This window comes from Streptomyces tagetis, assembly GCF_018069565.1.
Lineage (GTDB): Bacteria > Actinomycetota > Actinomycetes > Streptomycetales > Streptomycetaceae > Streptomyces > Streptomyces tagetis.
This window is the reverse complement of the sequence record NZ_JAGPNL010000001.1, coordinates 812,290-832,446: the sequence shown is the minus strand read 5'-3', so window position 1 is coordinate 832,446 and position 20,157 is coordinate 812,290. Positions and strand designations below refer to the sequence as shown.

Genomic DNA, 20,157 nt, shown 5'->3' with positions numbered 1-20,157 from the left:
CGCGGCGGCGGGGGAGGGCCCGCTCGTGCGCACCGCCGGCCGCGCATGCAGTACGTTCGGGGCATGTCCCAGCCCGCCAGGACCCCACGTACCCCTGCCACGTCCGACGCGCCCGAGAGCGCGGCCGGCAGCCGCGCCGCGGCCCAGCGGCTGAAAATGCGCCGGGAGCTGGCGGCGGCGGCGATGGAGCTGTTCGCGACCAAGGGCTACGAGGCGACGACCGTCGACGAGATCGCGGCGGCGGCCGGCGTCGCGCGCCGCACCTTCTTCCGCCACTTCCGTTCCAAGGAGGAGGCGATCTTCCCGGACCACGACGACACCCTGGTCCGCGCCGAGGCGGTGCTCAACGCGGCCCCGGCGCACGAGCATCCGCTCGACACGGTGTGCCGTGGCATCAAGGAAGTCATGAAGATGTACGCGGCCCGGCCGGAGATCTCCGTCGCCCGCTACAAGCTGACCCGTGAGGTGCCCACCCTGCGGGAGGCGGAGATCGCCTCGGTCGCCCGCTACGAGCGGCTCTTCACCCGGTACCTGCTCGGCCACTTCGACGAGCACGCGCACGACGACGACGCCAACGACGACCCGTTGCTGGCGGAGGTCGCCGCGTCCGCCGTGGTCACCGCCCACAACCACGTGCTGCGGCGCTGGCTGCGGGCGGACGGGCAGGGCGATGTGGAGGCGCAGCTCGACCACGCCTTCGCCATCGTGCGGCGCACCTTCGGCACGGGTATCGGCGCGGGGCGCGGCAGTTCCGTACGCGCCGCGTCCCCGTCGGCCTCGGCGACGGCCCAGGGCGAGGTGCTCGTGACGGTCGCGCGCACCGACGCGCCGCTGGACGAGGTCATGCGCACCATCGAGCAGGCGCTCCGGGACCGCTGAGCGGCCTTCCCGCCGCTGAGCGACCGCTTTCCGCCGCTGAGCGGCCTCTTTCCGCCCTGTGATGACGGCCACCCTCCGGGTGGCCGTTTTTGCATGTCAGCGCCCCTTTTGACTCGCCGCCGAGAGTCCATTCGATCGATCATCGCTCATCTGAAGGGTAAAGATTTCATCTGAGTGCATTTCCTGGCACTCAGTGCCTTGCGGGGTGACACGCCGTGTCATACGTTGAAGGTGTCCGGCTGTCCCCGCGAGCGATCGCCCGCGTTGTCCGGACGCCTGCGTCACAGGCACCCTCCCGCGCCACCAAGCGCTGCCGAACAGCACCACAGCCGCACCCCCTCGGCCCCTCACCCAACCCTCAGCGCACCGACGCACCCCTCTCAGCGCCCCTCCCTCAGGGCGCTCACCGCCGGAGGCAACACCGTGACCGTGAAGGACATCCTGGACGCGATCCAGTCGCCCGACTCCACACCGGCCGACTTCGCCGCGCTGCCGCTCCCCGAGTCGTACCGCGCGATCACCGTGCACAAGGACGAGACGGAGATGTTCGCCGGGCTCGCCACCCGCGACAAGGACCCCCGCAAGTCACTGCACCTGGACGAGGTGCCGGTGCCCGAACTGGGCCCCGGCGAGGCCCTGGTGGCCGTGATGGCCTCCTCGGTCAACTACAACTCCGTCTGGACCTCGATCTTCGAGCCGCTGTCGACCTTCGGCTTCCTGGAGCGCTACGGCCGCGTCAGCGACCTGACCCGCCGGCACGACCTGCCCTACCACGTCATCGGCTCCGACCTGGCGGGCGTCGTCCTGCGCACCGGCCCCGGGGTCAACGCCTGGCGGCCGGGCGACGAGGTGGTCGCCCACTGCCTCTCGGTGGAGCTGGAGTCCAGCGACGGCCACAACGACACGATGCTCGACCCCGAGCAGCGCATCTGGGGCTTCGAGACCAACTTCGGCGGCCTCGCCGAGATCGCCCTCGTCAAGTCCAACCAGCTCATGCCCAAGCCGACCCACCTGAGCTGGGAGGAGGCCGCCGCCCCCGGCCTGGTCAACTCCACCGCCTACCGGCAGCTCGTCTCCCGCAACGGCGCCCGGATGAAGCAGGGCGACAACGTCCTGATCTGGGGCGCCAGCGGCGGACTCGGCTCGTACGCCACCCAGTTCGCGCTGGCCGGCGGCGCCACCCCGATCTGCGTCGTCTCCAGCGAGCGCAAGGCCGAGATCTGCCGGCGCATGGGCGCCGAGCTGATCATCGACCGCAGCGCCGAGGAGTACCGCTTCTGGAAGGACGAGCACACTCAGGACCCCCGGGAGTGGAAGCGCCTCGGCAAGCGCATCCGCGAACTCACCGGCGGCGAGGACGTCGACATCGTCTTCGAGCACCCCGGCCGCGAGACCTTCGGCGCCAGCGTCTACGTCACCCGCAAGGGCGGCACCATCGTCACCTGCGCCTCCACCTCGGGCTACGACCACAGCTACGACAACCGCTACCTGTGGATGTCGCTCAAGCGCATCGTCGGCTCGCACTTCGCCAACTACCGCGAGGCGTGGGAGGCCAACCGCCTGGTCGCCAAGGGAAAGATCCACCCGACCCTCTCCCGGGTCTACTCCCTGGAGGAGACCGGCCAGGCCGCCCACGACGTGCACCGCAACGCGCACCAGGGCAAGGTCGGCGTGCTCTGCCTCGCCCCCGAGGAGGGGCTCGGCGTCCGCGACCACGAACTGCGCGCCCGCCACGCCGACGCCATCAACCGCTTCCGGAACGTCTGAGGCCACGGGATGAGCGAGCGTCACAAGGACCGGCCGTGGCTCATGCGCACCTACGCCGGACACTCCACGGCCGAGGCGTCCAACGCCCTGTACCGGCGCAACCTGGCCAAGGGCCAGACCGGCCTGTCGGTCGCCTTCGACCTGCCGACGCAGACCGGCTACGACTCCGACCACGTCCTCGCCCGCGGCGAGGTCGGCCGGGTCGGGGTGCCCGTCGCGCACCTCGGCGACATGCGCCGGCTCTTCCAGGACATCCCCCTGGAGCAGATGAACACCTCCATGACGATCAACGCCACCGCCATGTGGCTGCTCGCGCTCTACCAGGTCGTCGCGGAGGAACAGGGCGCGGACCTCACCAGGCTCCAGGGCACCACGCAGAACGACATCGTCAAGGAGTACCTGTCCCGGGGCACCCACGTGTTCCCGCCCGGTCCGTCGCTGCGGCTGACCACGGACATGATCGCGTACACGGTGTCCCACCTGCCGAAGTGGAACCCGATCAACATCTGCAGCTACCACCTCCAGGAGGCGGGTGCCACGCCGGTGCAGGAGATCGCGTACGCGATGTCCACCGCCGTCGCGGTACTGGACGCGGTGCGCGACTCCGGGCAGGTGCCCGAGGAGCGCATGGGCGAGGTGGTCGGCCGTATCTCCTTCTTCGTGAACGCGGGCGTCCGCTTCGTCGAGGAGATGTGCAAGATGCGCGCCTTCGGCCTCATCTGGGACCGCGTCACCCGGGAGCGGTACGGCATCGAGGACCCCAGGCACCGCCGCTTCCGCTACGGCGTCCAGGTCAACTCCCTCGGTCTGACCGAGGCGCAGCCGGAGAACAACGTCCAGCGGATCGTGCTGGAGATGCTGGCCGTCACCCTCTCCAAGGACGCCCGCGCGCGGGCCGTGCAGCTCCCCGCCTGGAACGAGGCGCTGGGCCTGCCCCGCCCCTGGGACCAGCAGTGGTCGCTGCGCATCCAGCAGGTGCTGGCCTACGAGAGCGATCTGCTGGAGTACGGCGACCTCTTCGACGGCTCGAAGGTGATCGGCGCCAAGGTGGACGAGCTGGTCGAGGCGGCCGGCGCCGAGATGGTCCGCATCGAGGAGATGGGCGGCGCGATGGCCGCCGTCGAGTCCGGCTACCTCAAGTCCCGGCTCGTCGCCTCGCACGCCGAGCGCCGGGCCCGGATCGAGTCCGGCGAGGAGAAGATCGTCGGGGTCAACGCCTTCGAGGGCACCGAGCCGAACCCGCTCACCGCCGACCTGGACACCGCGATCCAGACCGTCGACCCGGCGGTCGAGGCCCGGGTCGTCGCCGCGCTCGGCACCTGGCGGGACACCCGCTACCAGCCGCCCTTCAACCACCCGCGCCCCTGCAAGGCCCTGGAGCGGCTGAAGGAGGCCGCCCGCACCACCGAGAACCTGATGGAGGCCACCCTCGACTGCGCCCGCGCCGGGGTCACGACCGGCGAGTGGGCGGGGGCGCTGCGCGAGGTCTTCGGCGAGTTCCGGGCGCCCACCGGCGTCTCCTCGGCGCCGGTCGCGGTCCCCGCCGAGCGGGGCTCGGCGCTCGGCCGGGTGCGCCACAAGGTGGAGCTGACCGCCCGTGACCTCGGCGTCGGCAAGCTGCGCTTCCTGGTCGGCAAGCCGGGCCTGGACGGGCACTCCAACGGCGCCGAGCAGATCGCCGTACGGGCCCGCGACGCCGGGTTCGAGGTGGTCTACCAGGGCATCCGGCTCACCCCCGAGCAGATCGTGGACGCCGCCCTCGCCGAGGACGTGCACGCGGTGGGCCTGTCCATCCTCTCCGGCTCGCACGCCCAGCTCGTGCCGGACGTGCTGGAACGGCTGCGCGAGGCAGGCGCCGCCGACATCCCGGTGATCGCCGGCGGGATCATCCCGAACGGCGACGCCGAGCAGCTCAGGGCCGCGGGAGTCGCCGCGGTCTTCACCCCGAAGGACTTCGACATCACCGGGATCATCGGCCGTATCGTCGACGAGATCCGCACCGCGAACAAGCTCGACCCCCTGGAGGTCCCCGCATGACCGCCCACCCCTCTCCCGGCGCCGCCCTTCCCACCGGCGGCACCGCCCACCCCGTCGACCGCCTGCGTCCGCGCCGCTCCTGTCTGGCGGTCCCCGGGAGCAACCCGCGCTTCCTGGAGAAGGCGCAGGGGCTCCCGGCGGACCAGGTGTTCCTGGACCTGGAGGACGCGTGCGCGCCGCTGGCGAAGCCGGAGGCCCGGCACACCATCGTCAAGTTCCTCAACGAGGGCGACTGGAGCGGCAAGACCCGGGTGGTGCGGGTCAACGACTGGACCACGGAATGGACCTACCGCGACGTCGTCACGGTCGTGGAGGGCGCCGGGCAGAACCTGGACTGCGTCATGCTGCCGAAGGTGCAGGACGCGCAGCAGGTCGTGGCGCTGGACCTGCTGCTGACCCAGATCGAGAAGACGATGGGCTTCGAGGTGGGCCGTATCGGCATCGAGGCCCAGATCGAGAACGCGCGGGGTCTCAACAACGTCAACGAGATCGCGCAGGCGTCGCCGCGCACCGAGACGATCGTCTTCGGGCCGGCCGACTTCATGGCGTCGATCAACATGAAGTCGCTGGTGGTGGGTGAGCAGCCGCCCGGCTACCCGGCGGACGCCTACCACTACATCCTGATGAAGATCCTCATGGCCGCCCGTGCCAACGACCTCCAGGCCATCGACGGCCCCTACCTGCAGATCCGCGACGTGGACGGTTTCCGGAAGGTGGCCACGCGCGCCGCGGCGCTGGGCTTCGACGGCAAGTGGGTGCTGCACCCGGGCCAGGTGGAGGCGGCCAACGAGGTCTTCTCGCCCTCCCAGGAGGACTACGACCACGCCGAGCTGATCCTCGACGCCTACGACTACTGCACCTCCGAGGCGGGCGGGAAGAAGGGCTCGGCGATGCTCGGCGACGAGATGATCGACGAGGCGAGCCGGAAGATGGCGCTGGTCATCGCGGGCAAGGGGCGTGCGGCGGGGATGCGCCGGACCAGCGAGTTCGAGATCCCGGAGGGCTGAGCGACATGCAGTTCGGACGTACGTACGAGGAGTTCGAGGTCGGGGCGGTGTACAAGCACTGGCCGGGCAAGACGGTCACGGAGTACGACGACCACCTGTTCTGCCTGCTGACCATGAACCACCACCCGCTGCACCTGGACGCGCACTACGCCGGGGAGACGACGGACTTCGGGAAGAACGTCGTCGTCGGCAACTACGTGTACTCGCTGCTGCTGGGCATGTCCGTGCCGGACGTCTCGGGCAAGGCGATCGCCAACCTGGAGGTCGAGTCGCTGCGGCACGTGGCGCCGACCTTCCACGGGGACACGATCTACGGCGAGACGACCGTGCTGGACAAGCGGCCCTCGAAGTCGAAGGACGACCGCGGGATCGTCCACGTGGAGACCCGGGGGCACAAGCAGGACGGGACGCTGGTGTGCGTCTTCCGCCGCAAGGTGATGGTGCCGACCCGGACGTACATCAAGGAGCGCGGCGGAGAGCAGCCCGGCCGCCCGGAGCCGAAGACGCGGGAGAAGTAGATGAGCCGTCTCGCCCAGACCCACGGCCTCACGGACGTCCAGCGGGAGATCCTCTCCACCGTCCGGGACTTCGTGGACAAGGAGATCCTGCCGGTCGCCACCGAGCTGGAGCACCGTGACGAGTATCCGCAGGCCATCGTCGACGGGCTGACCGAGCTGGGCCTGTTCGGGCTGATGATCCCCGAGGAGTACGGGGGTCTGGGCGAGTCGCTGCTGACCTACGCGCTGTGCGTGGAGGAGATCGCCCGGGGCTGGATGTCGGTGTCCGGCATCATCAACACGCACTTCATCGTGGCGTACATGCTCAAGCAGCACGGCACCCCGGAGCAGAAGGACCACTTCCTGCCGAGGATGGCCGCCGGAGAGATCCGGGGGGCGTTCTCGATGTCGGAGCCGGCGCTCGGCTCGGACGTGTCGGCGATCTCCTCCAAGGCGGTCCGCGACGGCGACGAGTACGTCCTGACCGGGCAGAAGATGTGGCTGACCAACGGCGGCACCTCCTCGCTGGTCGCGGTCCTGGTCCGCAGTGACGAGGGTCACCCCGAGGGCACCGCGCCGCACAAGTCGATGACGACGTTCCTGGTCGAGAAGGAGCCCGGCTTCGGGGAGGTGCGGCCCGGCCTGACCATCCCCGGCAAGATCGAGAAGATGGGGTACAAGGGCGTCGACACCACCGAGCTGATCATGGACGGAGTGCGCATTCCGGCCGATCGGGTCCTCGGCGGCACCACCGGACGAGGTTTTTACCAAATGATGGACGGCGTGGAGGTGGGACGCGTGAATGTCGCGGCCCGTGGCTGCGGCGTCGCTCGGCGTGCCTTCGAACTCGGTGTCCGATACGCCCAGCAGCGCCATGCTTTCGGCCGCCAGATCGCCCACCACCAGGCCATCCAGTTCAAGCTGGCCGAGATGGCCACCAAGGTCGAGGCGGCGCATGCGATGATGGTGAATGCCGCACGCAAAAAGGACTCCGGCGAACGAAACGACCTGGAAGCGGGGATGGCCAAGTACCTCGCGTCCGAGTACTGCAAGGAGGTCGTGGAGGACGCCTTCCGAATCCACGGCGGATACGGCTTCTCGAAGGAGTACGAGATCGAGCGACTCTACCGTGAAGCACCGATGCTCCTGATCGGGGAGGGCACCGCCGAGATCCAGAAAATGATCATCGGCCGGAGACTGCTCGAAGAGTATCGATTCCAGGGTTAGATGTCCGGATACGGGGTGTTTTCTTGGAGAACAAGGTCACACCCCGTAGGCATGGTCCAGCCGTCGACTCGGCTTCCTGGCTTACCCAGTTGCGGTGCGAAGCCGCTACGATCGCCCGAAAGCCGCCGTCCCCCGTCCTAGCGCGGCCTCATCCGCTACGAAGGTCATCCATGCCCCACAGCCAAACCTCTGCACCCCGCGACAGCCTCACCGGCGTACGCCTCGCGCGCGGAGCCTCGCCGTGGCTCCTGCCGACCGTCGCCACCGCAGCCCTCAGCCTGGTCCGCGCCCGCCGCTCGGGTGTCGCCAAGGCCGTCGCCGTCCCCGCCACCGCGCTCGCGGCGGGGATGCTGTGGTTCTTCCGCGACCCCGAGCGCGAGATCGCCCAGGGCCGCGTCATCTCGCCCGCCGACGGTGTGGTGCAGAGCATCATGCCGTGGAAGGACGGCCGCACCCGCGTCGCGATCTTCATGAGCCCGCTCAACGTCCACGTCAACCGCGCGCCGCTGGCCGGCACGGTGACCTCCGTCGAGCACGTCCCGGGCGGTTTCGTTCCCGCTTTCAACAAGGAGAGCGAGAACAACGAGCGGGTCGTGTGGCACTTCGACACCGAACTCGGCGACATCGAGATGATCCAGATCGCCGGCGCGGTCGCCCGCCGCATCGTCCCCTACGTGCCCGAGGGCACCAAGGTCGAGCAGGGCGACCGGATCGGTCTGATCCGCTTCGGCTCGCGCGTCGACCTCTACCTGCCCGAGGGTGTGGAGGTCGACGTCGAGGTGGGTCAGAAGACGGTGGCTGGGGTGACTCGAATTGACCGTGATTGATCCCCAGACCCAGACGGGCTGGGTGCCCGACGCCGACGAGGCGGACGACGAGGAGGAGATGCCCCTCTCCCTCCGCCTCTCGATAGCGGACACCCTCACGCTCGGCAACGCCACCTGCGGCTTCATGGCGGTGTACTTCACCACCACCGGCATCCTGATCCCGCACCTCACGGGCAGCCAGGAGACCGGCATGGCCCGGCACAGCGCGGCCACGGCCGTGATCCTGATGCTGTGCGCGGCGGTCTTCGACCTGTTCGACGGCCTGGTGGCGCGCAAGCTGCGCTCCTCCCCCATGGGCGCCGAGCTGGACAACCTCTCCGACCTGATCAGCTTCGGCCTGGCGCCGGCGTACTTCGTCCTCGTCTACGGCATGGTCGCGGACGACGCACACCAGCGGGTGGCCGCGGTGGGCGCGATCGTGGTGCTGCTGGCGGTGGTGCTGAGGCTCGCGCGGTTCTCCTGCGTCACCGTGAAGGACGGCACCTTCCAGGGGATGCCGTCGCCCTTCGGCGCGCTGACCGTCGTCTCGATCGTGCTGCTGGAGCTGCCGTTCGTGGCGACGCTGCTCGCCATCATCGGCACGGCCTGGCTGATGGTGAGCCGGGTCGAGTACCCGAAGCCCCGGGGCCGCCTCGCCATAGCGATGCTGTCCTGGATCGTGCTGTCCATGGGCCTGCTGGCCGGATGGGCCTTCGACGCGCCGAGCGGACAGCTCCTCCTCCAGACCGGGTGCGCGCTGCAACTGGTCATGGGGGCGGTGATCCCCCTGTTCGCCACGGCCCGCCGGGTGAACAACTTCCGCGACAACCGCCGTGAGGCGCGGGCCGCGCAGCTCCCGTAGTCCTCGGCGTACGAGGGCCCGGACCGCCAGTCGGTCCGGGCCCTTCGCGTTCCCCGGGACGAGGGGGCCGCCCGCTCGGTCCGGGCCGGGGCTCGGTCCAGGCCGGTTGCTCCGCCCGGACCGGCGCTCGGTACAGGCCGGTCGCTCAGCCCAGGTCGCGGGCGATCCGCTCGGCGACCCGCTCCAGGATCGGCCCCGCCTCCGCGATGCACCGTGACACGTCCGGCTCCACGTCGGTGAGCGCGTACGCCCGCCCGATCCCCGCCTCCGCCAGCGCCCGCGGCGTCAGCGCCAGCCGCCCGCACACCGCGACGACCTCCCTGCCCGCGGCCCGCGCCGCCGCCGCGACCCCGGCGGGAGCCTTCCCGTGCAGGGTCTGCGCGTCCAGCGAGCCCTCCCCCGTGATCACGAGGTCCGCCCGTTCCAGCGCCGGGGCGAAGCCCAGCACGTCGAGCATCACCTCGATGCCCGGCCGGAACCGCGCCCCGAGCAGCAGCGCCCCGTACCCGATGCCGCCCGCCGCGCCGGCCCCCGGCGAGGCCGCGTACCCGGCGGCCCGTGCGCCCACCGCCGCCTCCAGCACCCGGGCGTAGTGGGCGAGGGCCGCGTCGAGCCGCTCCACGTCCTCGGGCGAGGCGCCCTTCTGCGGCCCGTAGACCGCGGCGGCGCCCTTCGGCCCGGTCAGCGGATTGTCGACGTCGCTGGCGAGCACCAGCTCGACGGAGGACAGCCGCGGGTCCAGCCCGGACAGGTCGGCCGAGGCGAGCGCGGCGAGGCCCCCGCCGCCCGGCGCCACCGGCTCCCCCGCCGCGTCCGGGAACCGCGCGCCCAGCGCGGAGAGCATCCCCGCGCCGCCGTCGGTGGTCGCGCTGCCGCCGACGCCGAAGACGATCGTGCGCGCGCCCGCGTCCAGCGCGGCCCGCAGCAGTTCGCCGGAGCCGTGGGTGGAGGCCGTCAGCGGGGCGAGGACGCCCTCCGGCAGCCGCTGGAGCCCGCTCGCCTCGGCCATCTCCACCACCGCGGTCGCCCCGCGCACCGCGAACGCGGCCGTCACCTCGTCCCCGAGCGGACCGGCGACCCGCACCTCGCGGCGTTCGAACCCGGCCGCGACCGCCGCGGCGACGGTGCCGTCCCCGCCGTCGGCGACGGGCAGCGCCTCCACCACGAGGTCCGGCCGTACGCGGCGCAGACCGGCCGTGACCCGCCGGGCGACCTCGACGGCCGTCAGCGACCCCTTGAACTTGTCCGCGGCGACGAGGACCGTGCGGGTCCCGTTCACAGCAGCGTCAGCCACCTTGCTCTCCCCTTGCTCGTCCGAGCCTTGCGCATGTCAAGGCAGTCGCGCCGCAGCGACCTTAACCTCGCCCCCACCGCCTCGTCATGCCCCTGCCCACAGCGGAGAAGCCGTACGGCCCCGCCGCCCGGCTACGCTGCCCGGATGAGCACTGCCGACTACACGGCCTACATCGCCGGCCTCCCCCGCGTCCTCGCCGGCGCCGCCGCCCTCTTCCGCCACGCCGACGGCCGGGTCCTGCTCGTCGAGCCGAACTACCGCGACGGGTGGACGCTGCCCGGCGGCACCGTCGAGTCCGACGACGGGGAGACACCGCGCCAGGCCGCCCGGCGCGAGACCGCGGAGGAGATCGGCCTCGACCTGCCGCTCGGCCGGCTGCTCGCGGTGGACTGGGTGCCCGGCGAGGGCCGGCCGCCGATCGTGGCGTACGTGTACGACGGCGGCGTGCTCGACGAGGAGCGGTTCGGCGCGATCCGGCTCCAGGAGGAGGAGCTGCTCTCCTGGCGGCTGGTGGAGCGCGCGGAGGTCCCCCGCCTCCTGCCCGACGCCCTGTGCCGCCGGGTGCTGGCCGCCCTGGACGTCCTCGCCGACGGCACCGGAACCGCCGAACTGGAGAACGGCCGGCGCGTCGTGCACGACCGCCCCTGAAATCGCTCGCCCCTGGGCCCCCGGCGACCTACCCTCGGCCCCATGAACAGGCCCCTCGTCGCGCTCCTCACCGGGGCCGGTGTCTCGACCGACTCCGGCATTCCCGACTACCGCGGACCCGACGGACTGTGGCGCAGGGACCCCGAGGCCGAGAAGCTCGTGACGTACGAGTTCTACATGGGCGACCCCGAGATCCGGCGCCGGTCCTGGCGGATGCGGCGGCGCAACCTCGCCCTGCGGGCCGAGCCGAACGCCGCCCACCGGGCCGTGGCCGAGCTGGAACGGGCCGGGGTGCCGGTCCGGGTGATCACGCAGAACGTGGACGGGCTGCACCAGCGCGCCGGGATGCCCGAGCGGAAGGTGCTGGAGCTGCACGGCAGCGTGCGCGCTGTCGTGTGCACGCGGTGCGGGGCGCGCGGGCCGATGGAGGACGCCCTCGCCCGGGTCGAGGCCGGCGAGGACGACCCGCCGTGCGAGCGGTGCGGCGGCATCCTGAAGTCGGCCACCGTGATGTTCGGCGAGTCCCTCGACCACGAGGTGCTGGGGCAGGCCCTCGCCATCAGCAAGGCGTGCGAGGTGTTCGTCGCGGCCGGCACCAGCCTCCAGGTCGACCCCGCCGCCGGTCTCGCGGGCGTCGCCGCCGGCCACGGGGCCCGCCTGATCATCGTCAACGCCGAACCGACCCCGTACGACGACATCGCCGACGAGGTGATCCGCGAGCCTCTCGGCACCGCCCTGCCCGCCCTCCTGCGCCGGCTGGCCGGGGGCGGGTGACGGCGCGAGAGCGAGACGTCACAGGGCGTCCGATGGGATGATGGAACCGACCTTCCAAGGGAGAACAGGCATCCGATCAAGGGGGAACGGGTTGTCTTTCGCAGAGGAATGGGCTCAACTCAAGGCCGACGCGCTGGCACGGCAGCCGACGGCCACACAGATCGATCACCTGCCGCCGGAGGCGAGCGGCGACACGGGCGCACCGGCCGCCGGAAGCCTGGTGGCCAACGCCACCTCGATCAACGGCAACGCGAACCTGCTGATCGAGATCGCCGGGTTTCTGCACGAGGGCCGGCCCGACGCCGAACTCACCACCATGGCGAGGCTGCCCCGGGCACATGAGGAAGTGGCCCGGCAGGTGGCGCGTTTCGCCACCTTCGCCGACGACCAGTACCTCGACGCGGTCGCCCTGTTCGCGGCGCTCTCCACCCGCTTGCGCACCGCCGGCGGCGGCTTCGTGGAGGTCGACGGCGACACGGCCCGGCACTTCCTCGACAACATCCTGCGCTACGGGCAGTACGTGGCTCCGGAGGCGCGATGAGCAGTGGCCTGAGCCACCGCGAGGACGTCGAGTTCCTGGAGAGCTGCAACTCCTCGCTCGTCGAACGGAACGCGGACGAGTTCACCCGCCTGCACGACATGCTCACGGAGATCGCCCCCTCGGCCGAGCGGGCCGAGAGACACACCCGGTGGAAGAGCGAGGGCAGCCGGCACTACGAGGCCCGGCTCGCGGAAAGCCGCAAACTCGTCGCCGAACTCGCCGAGGGGTACGGCAAGGCCGCCGGCGCCCTGCGTGACTACGCGTTCGCGCTGGCGACCGCCAAGGCCCACTACGCCAACGGCAAGGCGAACGAGCAAGCCCTCTCGAAGCTGATCCTCACCAAGGGCACGGCGATCACCCGCGCGGCCCAGCAGGCCGAACCGATGCGCCAGTGGGAGGACATGCGGGCCACCACCGGCGTCCTGGACTTCCTGGCCGAACTCACCATGGACGTCGACGACATCCGCGACGAGGCCGACCGGCTGCACGACGCCGCCGGCGGCGATTTCCACCTGGCCGGGACCGTCGAGCGCGAGGCACGCGAGATCTGCGTCCATCAGCTCAAGCAGGCGTACGACCTGTTACCCGACTTCCGCATGGGCTTCATCGACCGCGTCGACATCGTCTCCGCGATCGGCGAGTTGCGCCGAGAGGCGGCCGAGGCGAGGGACAACCCGCTGACACGGCTGCCCGGCAGCGGACCGAAGCAGGACTACTACCCCGCGGCCGGGGACGACATCGTCTCCCCCACGCTCCGCGACATCCGGCTCCGCGTCGCGAGCCTGCCCGACGCCAGGGACAGTTACTGGAGCCCTCCCGGCAACGCCCGGGAGCGCGCCGAATGGATCACCGCGAACAAGGAGATCATCGAGTCGGCCGCGCGCAACGCGGGCCTGCCGCCGGACATGGTCGCCGGTATCGCCTGGCAGGAGATCGGCGGACAGCCCGGCATCCTGGACGACATCACCGACACCCTCCGCGAACAGGCGGACTCCCCGCTGAGCCCCATCGCGCCGGAGAGCCTGCCGTGGCGTCTGGGCGGGGACCCCGACAACACCTCCATGGGCCCCATCGCCATCCAGGTGCGCCGTGGCGCCGAGGTTCTCGGCTACGACCCCGCCCACCTCACCGAGCAACAGCGCAACGTGGTGGAGGACGCTCTCCAGGACCCCGCGCAGAACATCTTCATCGCCTCCGAGTACCTGGCCCAGCTCAAGGCGGAGAGCGAGTTCGCCGACGTTCCGGCCAAGGAGATGACACCGGCCCAGTACGGCGAACTCGCCGCCCGGTACAACGGCGGCCCCTCTTGGCAGACGGACGACGCCCAGGCTTACGGCCGTGGCTTCATGAACAATCTCGACGAGGCAAGGAGCGCACTGCGCTGATGGCTCATCACTCTCCCGTCGACGACGACCGGGCCTGGCTGCGGGTGGTGTTCGCGGTGCCGCTCGGTCTGCTCACGGTCGTCGCCGCGTACTTCTGCTGGACGGCGTGGACCATCCGGCCTTCCGGGACCTGGGACGACGACGCGTACGCGGGGATCGTCCTGTCGTGCGTGCTCGCCGTCGGGGCCGCCGGGGCGGCGGTGGTGCTGTGGGCGGTGCCGTCGGTGCGGCGGGTCGTGCGCTGGTGGTGGACCGGTCCGGCGCTGGTGGCCGGGGTGGCCGCCGGGGTGCGGTGGGCCGTGGGCGGGTAGGCGGCCGCCCCGGGGTGGTCAGAAGAGGGCCTGCGGCGCGGCCTGTTCGAGGGCGAGCAGGTGGCGTTTGCGGGGGAGGCCGCCGCCGTAGCCGGTCAGGGCGCCGTTGGCGCCGACGACGCGGTGGCAGGGGATGACGATGCCGACCGGGTTGCGTCCGTTGGCGAGGCCGACGGCGCGGGAGGCGGTGGGGGCGCCGAGGTCGGCGGCGAGCTGTCCGTAGGTGCGGGTCTCGCCGTACGGGATGGCGCGCAGCCGCTCCCAGACGGAGCGCTGGAACGCGGTGCCGCGCAGGCGCAGTTCGAGCGTGAACTCGCGCAGCTCGCCCGCGAAGTAGGCGGCCAGTTGCCGCTTGGCCTCGGCGAAGGGGGCGTCGTCGGGGGTGCCGAAGCTCTCCTCGGGCGGGCGGTGGCGCTGGTCGCTCATGTACAGGCCGCACAGGACGCCGTCCTCGGCGACGAGGGTGAGCGGGCCGCAGGGGCTGTCGGTGACGGTGTGCTGCTTCATGCCGGGGTCCGTCCTCGGTCGGGGAGGTGGTTGATCGGGTGGCTGTCGGTCGCCCACAGGTACTGGACCGCGTACGCCCGCCAGGGCCGCCAGGCCGCGGCGTGCGCGGTGAGCGCGGCCGGGGTGGCGGGCAGGCCCAGGTTACGGGCGGCGCGGCGGACGCCGAGGTCGGTGGGGAGGAAGGCGTCCGGGTCGCCGAGGGCGCGCATGGCGATGACGCCGGCCGTCCAGGGGCCGAAGCCGGGCAGGGCGAGCAGCCGCTCCCGGGTCGGCGCCCAGTCGCTGCCGGCGCCGAGGGTCAGGGTGCCGTCGGCGAGGCGGGCGACGAGGGTGGTCAGGGTGGCCCGGCGCGCGCGGGGCAGGGCCAGTCGCTCCGGGTCGAGCGCCGCGAGGGCCTCGGTGGCGGGGAAGAGGCGGCTCAGCCCGCCCTCGGGGTCGTCGACCGGCTCGCCGTGGGCGGTGACCAGGCGGGCGGCGTGGGTGCGGGCGGCGGCGGTGGAGACCTGCTGGCCGAGGACGGCGCGCACGGCGAACTCGGCCTCGTCGACGGTGCGCGGCACGCGTCGTCCCGGCGCCGCGTCGACCAGTGGGGCGAGCAGCGGGTCGGCGCGCAGCAGGTCGTCGACGGCGGCCGGGTCGGCGTCCAGGTCGAGCAGGCGGCGGCAGCGGCTGATGGCGACGGTGAGGTCGCGCGGGTCGGCGAGGGTGAGGCGGCAGGCGATGTGCCCGGCGCGCGGGGCGAGGGCCACGATGCCGTGGCCGTACGGGAGGCGCAGGGTGCGGCGGTAGGCGCCGTCGCGCCACTCCTCGACGCCGGGTACGGCGGTGGCGGCGAGGTGGCCGAAGAGGTTGTCGGGGTGGAGCGGGGCGCGGAAGGGGAGCCGCAGGGAGAGGGTGCCTGCGGTGGCGGGGGCGGTGGGGGCCCCGGGGCCCGTGGTGCGGTCGGCGCGGGTGCGGGGCGCGCGGGCGCGCAGTTCGCCGGGGCTGAGGGCGAACACCTCGCGGACCGTGTCGTTGAAGGTGCGTACGGAGGAGAAGCCGGCGGCGAAGGCCACGTCCGCCATCGGCATCGGGGTCGTCTCGATGAGCAGGCGGGCGGTCTGGGCGCGCTGGGCGCGGGCGAGGGCGAGGGGCCCGGCGCCGACCTCGGCGAGGAGCCGGCGTTCGATCTGCCGGGTGCTGTAGCCGAGCCGGGCGGCGAGTCCGGGGACGCCCTCGCGGTCGACGGTGCCGTCGGCGATCAGCCGCATGGCGCGGGCGGTGAGGTCGGCGCGGTGGTTCCACTCGGGCGAGCCGGGGCTGGAGTCGGGTCGGCAGCGGCGGCAGGCGCGGAATCCGGCCTGGCGGCAGGCGGCGGCGCTCGGGTAGAAGGTCATGTTGCCCGGTCTGGGCGGGACGGCCGGGCAACTGGGGCGGCAGTAGATACGCGTGGTCAGGACGGCGGTGAAGAACCAGCCGTCGAACCGCGTGTCCTTCGACTGGACGGCGCGTACGCAGCGCTCGGTGTCGGTGTGCATCCCCATCGGCATGGGTCCAGCATGCGGGACGGCCGGGGGCCGGGGCTGGCGGGAATCCGACACGGACGTCGGATTCCCGCAGGCCCGGTCCCCCGGCAACCCCAGCCCGGGGTTGCCGGGCCCCGGTGCCCCGCCCCCGTGCCGGGCCGCCCGCTACGTCGTCGCCGTGGGGCGGCGGGAGGCGGACAGGGCCTTGGCGACGTCGGTGACCGGGCGGAGCCGGTAGGTGTAGGCGTAGTCGCGGCCGGCGAAGAGCTTGTACTCGTCGTGGGTGGGGGCGCCCCAGCTGTTGTCGCCGCCGACGCCCATCTGGCGGTGGTTGAGCCGCAGCACGACCTGGTCGCGGGGGGTGAGCTGGTAGTCGTGGCGGACGCCCGCGGAGAGGTCCTCCGGGGTGAAGAAGGAGGCGTTGACCTCCAGGAGGGGTTCGCCGCTGACGAGGAGCCCGACGCCGTCGCGGCCGGTGAGGGCGGCCCAGCGCACGTCGGTCTTGTTGCCGTTCTCCTGCGGGCGGATGTAGGGGGTCCACTGTTCGGCGACGGTGCCGGAGTACAGGCCGACGTCGGTGCCGGTGTTGCGGTCCCAGTGGTTCTCCTCGGGGCCGCGCCCGTGGTAGTGCAGTCGGTCCAGGCTCCGCGGCAGGAGGAGGATCGAGCCGACCTCGGGGAGGTAGGGCAGGTCGGGGGCGCCGGGGTGGAGGGTGTGGTCGACCTTGATCTCGCCGTTGCCGAAGACGGTGTACGTCGTGGTGTACGCGGAGGCGACCCGGGTGGGCAGGGTGCCCGCGACGGCGATCTCGACGGCCCGGTCGCCCAGCCTGCGCACGGTGACGTCGGTGACGGTGCGGCGGGCGCCGGCGTCGCGCCAGGTCTGGTTGCGGGTGTGCTGGCCGGTGCCCTTGTCGTTGTCGGTGGGCGCCCGCCAGAAGTTGGGCACCGGACCGGAGTCGATCAGGCGGGTGCCGTGGGCCTCGTAGGAGGTGAAGGTGCCGGAGCGCCGGTCGAGCGTGAGGCCGAAGTCCCTGCCCCGGACGGTGACCTCGCCATCGCGGTCCTCGTGGCGCAGGGCGGGGACGGTGGAGAGCCGTACCGGGGTGACGGCGGGGGCGTCGGAGGGCAGCGGGAGCTGGTGCCGGGCGATCTCGTGGCCGGCCTCGGCCCAGGGGGTGGACTCCTTGAGGGTGAAGGAGAGTTCGAGGAAGTACTCGGTACCGGCGGCCGGGCGCGCGGGGAGCCGGACGGGCAGGGTGATGTCCTTGCGGGAGAGCGGAGCCACGTCGAGCTGGTCCCGGGTGAGCTTCCCCTCCCCCACCGCCGTGCCGTCGGCGACCAGGCGCCAGCTCCCGGCGAACTCCCGCAGGCTGGTGAAGAGGTACTCGTTGACGAGGGTGACGGCGCCGGGTCCGCCGCCGGGGGTGCGGCTCGCGCCGACCGCCTGGAGGACGCGGGTGATCTCGGCGGCCTTGCCGGTGAGGCGCCGGTCGGCGGTGAGGATGCCGTCGGCGCAGAAGGCGCCGTCGTTGGGGTTGTCGCGCCAGTCGCCGCCGTAGGCGAGGAAGGTCTTCTCCCGGGGCCGCTCCCGGGCGGCCCGGACGGTCTCGGCGTCGAACCAGAAGCGCACGCCCTCGTCGCCGGGGCCTCGGCGGTCGGAGGCGAGGTCGGCGGCGCCGAGGGCGCGGGCGTAGACGCGGGCGCGGCGGATGGTGCCGGTGAACTCGCGGGTCTGGTTGTCCGCGTCGGTGGCCAGCGAGAGGGCGGCGGTGTTGCCGCTGGGCCGCAGGGTGGTGGCGCGGGTGGCCCGCACGGTGCCGTCGACGTACAGGGTGAGGGTGCCGGCGTCGGCGTCGAAGACGCCGGCGAGGTGGTGTTCGGTGCCGGTCCAGCCGTCCGGCACGTCCCAGGTCGCGGTGATCCACTGGCCGCCGGAGTAGATGAAGAACTCCAGGGTGCGGTGGTTCTGCTTGAGGGCGTACTGGGTGTCGCCCTTGGCGATGATCGGCTGGTGGTAGCCGGGCACGCCGGGGGTGACCCAGGCTTCCAGGGTGAGCGAGCCGGTGAGGTCGAGCCGCTCGTCGCGGGCGAAGACGGTGCCGCCGGACAGGCCCCGCTCTCGGTCGAAGGAGCCGCCGGGGGCGAGGATCTCGCCGCGCAGTCCGGCCGGGCCGGTCTCGGTGAGCAGGGTGCGGGCGGGGACCGGCCAGTGCAGCGACTGGTCGGCGAAGTCCCAGACCCAGCCGCCCTGGAGCACGTCGTGGCGGCGCACGACGTCCCAGTACTCGCGGAAGTTGCCGTTGGAGTTCCCCATCGCGTGGGAGTACTCGATCATGACGTAGGGGCGGGTGTCGGCGGTGTCCGCGGCGCGCTGTTCGACGCGCTGGGGCGTCTCGTACATGGCCGAGCGGATGTCGCTGATGCCGGGGCGGTCGTCGCCCTCGTACTGGATGACGCGGGTCTTGTCGTAGGAGCGGACCCAGTCGTGCATGGCGACGAAGGTGCTGCCGCCGCCGGCCTCGTTGCCGAGGGACCAGATGACGACCGAGGCGTGGTTCTTGTCGCGGTGCACCATGTTGCGGGCGCGGTCGACGCACGCCTTCGACCAGTCGGGGTGGTCGCCGGGGAAGCGGTCGCGGATGCCGTGGGTCTCCAGGTTGGTCTCGTCGACGACGTAGAGCCCGTATTCGTCGGCGAGTTCGAGCCAGAGCGGGTTGCCCGGGTAGTGGGAGGTGCGGACGCTGTTCATGTTCATCCGCTTGATGAGCCGGATGTCCTCGGTCATGTCGGCGCGGGTGAGCGCGGTGCCGCGGGCCGGGTGCATCTCGTGCCGGTTGGTGCCGCGCAGGGAGACGGGGCGGCCGTTGATCCGCATCAGCCCGTCCTTGAGGGCGAACTCGCGGAAGCCGACCCGGTGCGACAGGGTCTCGATCACGGTCCCCGCCGGATCGCGCAGGTGGAGCACGGCGGTGTAGAGGTGGGGGTGTTCGGCCGACCAGAGGCGGGGCGCGGTGACGGCCTTCGCCCCCTCCACGGTGACGTCCTGGCCGGCCGGGGCGGCGGCGAGGTCGGCGCTCTGGCGCAGCGGGCGGGGCCAGACGGCGTGGCCGGCGGCGTCGTAGAGCTGGGTCTCCACCGTGTAGTCGCCGGTGGCCGGTCTGCCGTGGGCGCGCAGGCTCGCGGTGACCTTCAGCTCGGCGTCCCGGTAGGCGGCGTCGAGCGGGGTCTCCAGGCGGAAGTCGCGCAGCCGCACGGGGGGCGTGGAGTAGAGGTAGACCGAGCGGAAGATGCCGCTCAGCCGGATCATGTCCTGGTCCTCCAGCCAGTCGCCGTCGGCGTAGCGGTAGACCTCCACGGCGATGTGGTTGGTGCCGGGGCGCAGGTGGTCGGTGACGTCGTACTCGGAGGGCGTGTAGGAGTCCTCGTCGTAGCCGAGGAGCGTGCCGTTGATCCACACGTAGTGGGCGGACTTGACGCCCTCGAAGTGCAGGAAGGTGCGGCGGCCGGACCAGTCGCGGGGCACGGTGAAGGTGCGCCGGTACTGGCCGACCGGGTTGTACCGGGTGGGGGCGGCGGGCGGCTGCGGTTCCTCGCCGAGGCCGTTGGCGCCCCAGTACGGGTAGGTGATGTTGAGGTAGACGGGCAGGTCGTGGCCGTGGAGCTGCCAGACGGAGGGGACGGGGAGGGTGTCCCAGCCGGAGTCGTCGAGGCCGGTGCGGTGGAAGTCGGGGTCGCGGTCCTCGGGCCGGTCGGCGTGCGCGAACTTCCAGGTGCCGTCGAGGCTGAGCCGGTACGGGGAGCGGGTGCGGTCGCCGGCGAGGGCCTGCGGGAGGTCGGCGTAGGGCATGAGCGTGGTGTGCGGGGGCTCGGTGCCGACGCTGTGGACGCCGAAGTCGTTCCACTCCGGGGCCAAGGCGGCGTCCGCGCGGCGTCCGGCGGAGCGCGCCTGGACGGTGGAGGCGGAGAGCGCGAGGGCGCCGAACACGGCGGCTCCCCCTTCCAGGAGGCGGCGCCGGCTGACGAGCGGCCGGGGACGGGGGGCCGGGGCGGGGTCGTGGGGTGACACGGGAGAGTGCGGCATGACCGTGGCCTTCCGTGGGGCGCCGAG

General features: G+C 72.2%; 17 protein-coding genes. 13 read left to right on the top strand and 4 right to left on the bottom strand.

Annotated features, from left to right (window positions below):
• The first annotated feature begins 63 nt into the window (after window positions 1-63).
• From J5Y05_RS03545 to pssA, 8 genes are all read left to right on the top strand, one after another.
• Window positions 64-879: a TetR family transcriptional regulator gene (locus J5Y05_RS03545; RefSeq protein WP_210869675.1), complete on the top strand. Its 816-nt coding sequence runs from the start codon at window positions 64-66 to the stop codon at window positions 877-879.
• Window positions 880-1,308: 429 nt separating this feature from the next.
• Window positions 1,309-2,646, top strand: coding sequence for a crotonyl-CoA carboxylase/reductase (ccrA, locus tag J5Y05_RS03540; RefSeq protein ID WP_210869673.1), 1,338 nt, complete (start codon window positions 1,309-1,311; stop codon window positions 2,644-2,646).
• Window positions 2,647-2,655: 9 nt separating this feature from the next.
• Window positions 2,656-4,683, top strand: a complete 2,028-nt coding sequence (locus tag J5Y05_RS03535) for an ethylmalonyl-CoA mutase (RefSeq protein ID WP_210868243.1) — start codon at window positions 2,656-2,658, stop codon at window positions 4,681-4,683.
• Window positions 4,680-5,690, top strand: coding sequence for an HpcH/HpaI aldolase/citrate lyase family protein (locus J5Y05_RS03530; protein ID WP_210868242.1), 1,011 nt, complete (start codon window positions 4,680-4,682; stop codon window positions 5,688-5,690). Before J5Y05_RS03535 ends, J5Y05_RS03530 begins: the two co-directional genes overlap by 4 nt.
• A 5-nt stretch (window positions 5,691-5,695) precedes the next feature.
• A complete protein-coding gene (locus J5Y05_RS03525) occupies window positions 5,696-6,208 on the top strand; it encodes a MaoC family dehydratase (RefSeq protein WP_210868241.1) in 513 nt (170 codons plus the stop codon).
• The gene (locus J5Y05_RS03520) at window positions 6,209-7,414 is read left to right on the top strand and encodes an acyl-CoA dehydrogenase family protein (protein WP_210868240.1); all 1,206 of its coding nucleotides are present in this window, start codon (window positions 6,209-6,211) and stop codon (window positions 7,412-7,414) included.
• Between the two features lie 170 nt (window positions 7,415-7,584).
• Window positions 7,585-8,241 (top strand): phosphatidylserine decarboxylase, encoded by a 657-nt coding sequence (locus J5Y05_RS03515; protein WP_210868239.1) that lies wholly within the window; start codon window positions 7,585-7,587, stop codon window positions 8,239-8,241.
• A gap of 22 nt (window positions 8,242-8,263) precedes the next feature.
• Window positions 8,264-9,082 (top strand): CDP-diacylglycerol--serine O-phosphatidyltransferase, encoded by an 819-nt coding sequence (gene pssA, locus J5Y05_RS03510; protein ID WP_030418749.1) that lies wholly within the window; start codon window positions 8,264-8,266, stop codon window positions 9,080-9,082.
• A 145-nt stretch (window positions 9,083-9,227) separates the two neighbouring features.
• Here the strand turns inward: pssA and J5Y05_RS03505 are convergent, their stop codons facing one another.
• Window positions 9,228-10,361, bottom strand: coding sequence for a glycerate kinase (locus tag J5Y05_RS03505; protein WP_210869671.1), 1,134 nt, complete (start codon window positions 10,359-10,361; stop codon window positions 9,228-9,230).
• A gap of 159 nt (window positions 10,362-10,520) precedes the next feature.
• On the opposite strand from J5Y05_RS03505, the gene J5Y05_RS03500 reads away from it, so the two are divergent.
• From J5Y05_RS03500 to J5Y05_RS03480, 5 genes are all read left to right on the top strand, one after another.
• Entirely contained in the window at window positions 10,521-11,024 is a 504-nt protein-coding gene (locus J5Y05_RS03500; protein ID WP_210868238.1) for an NUDIX domain-containing protein, read from the top strand.
• A 42-nt stretch (window positions 11,025-11,066) separates the two neighbouring features.
• Window positions 11,067-11,798 carry an SIR2 family NAD-dependent protein deacylase gene (locus J5Y05_RS03495; RefSeq protein WP_210868237.1) on the top strand — a complete coding sequence of 244 codons (732 nt, stop codon included), beginning with the start codon at window positions 11,067-11,069 and terminating at the stop codon, window positions 11,796-11,798.
• 91 nt (window positions 11,799-11,889) lie between these two features.
• Window positions 11,890-12,339: a hypothetical protein gene (locus J5Y05_RS03490; protein ID WP_247614019.1), complete on the top strand. Its 450-nt coding sequence runs from the start codon at window positions 11,890-11,892 to the stop codon at window positions 12,337-12,339.
• Window positions 12,336-13,724 (top strand): hypothetical protein, encoded by a 1,389-nt coding sequence (locus J5Y05_RS03485; protein WP_210868236.1) that lies wholly within the window; start codon window positions 12,336-12,338, stop codon window positions 13,722-13,724. The genes J5Y05_RS03490 and J5Y05_RS03485 overlap by 4 nt, the downstream gene beginning before the upstream one ends.
• Window positions 13,724-14,035: a hypothetical protein gene (locus tag J5Y05_RS03480; RefSeq protein WP_210868235.1), complete on the top strand. Its 312-nt coding sequence runs from the start codon at window positions 13,724-13,726 to the stop codon at window positions 14,033-14,035. Before J5Y05_RS03485 ends, J5Y05_RS03480 begins: the two co-directional genes overlap by 1 nt.
• A gap of 18 nt (window positions 14,036-14,053) precedes the next feature.
• Here the strand turns inward: J5Y05_RS03480 and J5Y05_RS03475 are convergent, their stop codons facing one another.
• The 3 genes from J5Y05_RS03475 to J5Y05_RS03465 all read right to left on the bottom strand — a co-directional run bounded on the left by J5Y05_RS03475 (window position 14,054) and on the right by J5Y05_RS03465 (window position 20,130).
• On the bottom strand, window positions 14,054-14,542 hold the full coding sequence (locus tag J5Y05_RS03475) for a methylated-DNA--[protein]-cysteine S-methyltransferase (protein ID WP_210868234.1): 489 nt from the start codon (window positions 14,540-14,542) through the stop codon (window positions 14,054-14,056).
• On the bottom strand, window positions 14,539-16,071 hold the full coding sequence (locus J5Y05_RS03470; protein WP_281730663.1) for an AlkA N-terminal domain-containing protein: 1,533 nt from the start codon (window positions 16,069-16,071) through the stop codon (window positions 14,539-14,541). The genes J5Y05_RS03475 and J5Y05_RS03470 overlap by 4 nt, the downstream gene beginning before the upstream one ends.
• Before the next feature lie 141 nt (window positions 16,072-16,212).
• A complete protein-coding gene (locus J5Y05_RS03465) occupies window positions 16,213-20,130 on the bottom strand; it encodes a glycoside hydrolase family 2 TIM barrel-domain containing protein (protein WP_210868233.1) in 3,918 nt (1,305 codons plus the stop codon).
• Between the last annotated feature and the right edge of the window lie 27 nt (window positions 20,131-20,157).

Bases quoted from the DNA above. Each gene is read 5' to 3' on its own strand.
- J5Y05_RS03520 (WP_210868240.1), top strand. From the start codon at position 6,209: ATGAGCCGTCTCGCCCAGACCCACGGCCTCACGGACGTCCAGCGGGAG.
- J5Y05_RS03545 (WP_210869675.1), top strand. From the start codon at position 64: ATGTCCCAGCCCGCCAGGACCCCACGTACCCCTGCCACGTCCGACGCG.
- J5Y05_RS03525 (WP_210868241.1), top strand. From the start codon at position 5,696: ATGCAGTTCGGACGTACGTACGAGGAGTTCGAGGTCGGGGCGGTGTAC.
- J5Y05_RS03495 (WP_210868237.1), top strand. From the start codon at position 11,067: ATGAACAGGCCCCTCGTCGCGCTCCTCACCGGGGCCGGTGTCTCGACC.
- J5Y05_RS03530 (WP_210868242.1), top strand. From the start codon at position 4,680: ATGACCGCCCACCCCTCTCCCGGCGCCGCCCTTCCCACCGGCGGCACC.
- J5Y05_RS03480 (WP_210868235.1), top strand. From the start codon at position 13,724: ATGGCTCATCACTCTCCCGTCGACGACGACCGGGCCTGGCTGCGGGTG.
- J5Y05_RS03515 (WP_210868239.1), top strand. From the start codon at position 7,585: ATGCCCCACAGCCAAACCTCTGCACCCCGCGACAGCCTCACCGGCGTA.
- J5Y05_RS03535 (WP_210868243.1), top strand. From the start codon at position 2,656: ATGAGCGAGCGTCACAAGGACCGGCCGTGGCTCATGCGCACCTACGCC.
- J5Y05_RS03470 (WP_281730663.1), bottom strand. From the start codon at position 16,071: ATGCCGATGGGGATGCACACCGACACCGAGCGCTGCGTACGCGCCGTC.
- J5Y05_RS03485 (WP_210868236.1), top strand. From the start codon at position 12,336: ATGAGCAGTGGCCTGAGCCACCGCGAGGACGTCGAGTTCCTGGAGAGC.
- J5Y05_RS03465 (WP_210868233.1), bottom strand. From the start codon at position 20,130: ATGCCGCACTCTCCCGTGTCACCCCACGACCCCGCCCCGGCCCCCCGT.
- J5Y05_RS03475 (WP_210868234.1), bottom strand. From the start codon at position 14,542: ATGAAGCAGCACACCGTCACCGACAGCCCCTGCGGCCCGCTCACCCTC.
- J5Y05_RS03500 (WP_210868238.1), top strand. From the start codon at position 10,521: ATGAGCACTGCCGACTACACGGCCTACATCGCCGGCCTCCCCCGCGTC.